Origin of the sequence: Streptomyces sp. NPDC056231, assembly GCF_048270745.1 — a bacterium.
GTDB lineage: Bacteria > Actinomycetota > Actinomycetes > Streptomycetales > Streptomycetaceae > Streptomyces.
In genome coordinates, this window is the sequence record NZ_JBLVKW010000191.1 from 1 (window position 1) to 1,970 (window position 1,970).

The window sequence follows — 1,970 nt, forward strand, 5'->3', positions numbered from 1 at the left end:
GAGATGGTCGAAGCCCTCGCCCGCCGACGCGAGGAAGCAGCTGCACGACGTCGCCGCGAAGCCGAGGAGAACGACGACCAGGAGGACGACGCCGACGACCGCGAACGTGCCGTCTGGCACATCGCCCGACGCCTCGCCCAGCCGCAGAACTGATATCAGTCCGGCATAACTCGCTGCCGGAATCTGATGCCGACACGGGTCCGGGGCGCCGGCGCTTTCGCGCGACAGCGAGGGGCGCCGGATCCCCTCTCCGGGCCGCCGCGCGTCACCGTCCCCACCGCCAATTTCAGGTGGGGACGTGACGGAGGCGGGCAGTAGAGGGGATGTCAGCGAAAACGGACACCCCCACCACGCGTGGTGACCTGCACAGACGGGGTCGGCCGGAATCCGGTAAGGGCAGCAGAAGTCGCAACAGATGCCGCAGCAGATGCCGCAGGAGATGGCGCAAGAGCTGTCGCAAGCCGCCGCCCGGCCGACCGCGAAACTGGGCCCAATGACCCACAACTCGCTGCCGGAATCTGCGCCCCGCAGGACACGCCCAGCGCAGCGACCGACCGGCACGGCGGACCGATCAGATATCTGATCGCTTAGCTTGCTCCCCTGCCCGTGCCCGGGCCCGACGTCGCCCCCGACGCTCGGCCTAACGTTCCAATAGGCCACAACTGGCTGCCCGGATCTGATGTCAACGACGGCCGCCCGCGACCGGTCGGTAGCGACTCAGAGCTTGCCGTCGTCCTCCTCGCCGGCGCCGACTTCGGCACTGAGATCGAGGACAAGGTCTAGTGCTGCAAGAAGAACTCGGAGATGTTCTTCGCGAAGCAGGTCCAGTACCTGAGGTACCGGAAATCGGACCGCAGCCGTTTCGCTCCAGGGGCGAAGATGTATCTCAGGCGGCGTCCCCTGCCAGGTGAGTTTCGAGGGTGTCCTCCGCGGCCCGTTCACCAGCGCTTAGACCGGCCGAACGACCTGCTCAACGTCCTAGAGACGGACCCGAAGTTCGACTGCTCGATGTTCGTCGACAGGGCCGGTCAGCGGAAGTATCCGTCCAGTGACCCTCGGTCACGTGGTGCGCGTCACCGAAGGGTTCATGTGAGGACTTTCGATCTGCTGGCGGCCTCATGACCCCCCTACATGAAGTGCCTGTCACCAACCTCGTGAGCTGAGCATCCGACATGAAGCAGCAGGTCAGGGCCACTTAGGCGCTTTTATGCGTGTGCGTGATTCCGTTGGCATTGTGGCGGCTCCGCTCGCGCTGCGTAGGCTTCTCCCTGACCGGCAGCACCGGAGTCCGAACGAGGCCCTTCGAGGACGAGTTCGACGCCGACCGCGCCAACGGGTTTCCGGTCGCCGTGTAGTCCGACAGCCCTCGAACACCTGGAGGCAAAAAAACAGCGGTCCCCTGCGCCAACAGGGGACCGCCTGTGTAGTCCGACAGCCCTCGCCCGACCGAGTTGGATCTCAAGTACAAGGAGAAGAACCATCAAAGACGTTCCCGAGCCTAAGCTCCGCGACGGCCTGCCGTCGAGCGGGCTCACGCGACAAATGGCGCATTACGAAGCTTGTGCGACATTCATTCCGGCTCCGTTCGACAGGCGAGCGCAGGGTGTCACGTACGGGGTGACGGGCCGATGACCCTGTTCACGATCGTCGCGATGTCCCTCGCGGGCGTCGCCGTGTACTGGGCGTACAAGAACCCGAAGCTGGGTGCGTCGCTCCTGGTTGGTGCCGGGATTCTTGCCGCGGTCTATCTGATCGGACAGCAGGATGCCTCGCAGGCTCCGCTTCAGGCGCCGGCGCCTGCCGCGTCCTCTTCTGTTCCGGCGGTAGCAGGCCCGCCCCCCAGCCCGTCCGTCAGTTCAAGCGGTCAGGCCCCCTCCGCGCGGCCGGAGGTTCAGTCTCTGGAGTGAACGCCCCGTCGTGTCCCGCATCCGCAACCGGGGACGCCGACGGCGACCTGCCCAGCTCACGTG

General features: G+C 65.8%; 1 protein-coding gene. It reads left to right on the forward strand.

The genetic code is table 11. The features are described 5' to 3' along the window. Positions 1 to 1,628: 1,628 nt before the first annotated feature. A complete protein-coding gene (locus ACNPQM_RS44030; RefSeq protein WP_377541237.1) occupies positions 1,629 to 1,907 on the forward strand; it encodes a hypothetical protein in 279 nt (92 codons plus the stop codon). Positions 1,908 to 1,970 lie beyond the last annotated feature (63 nt).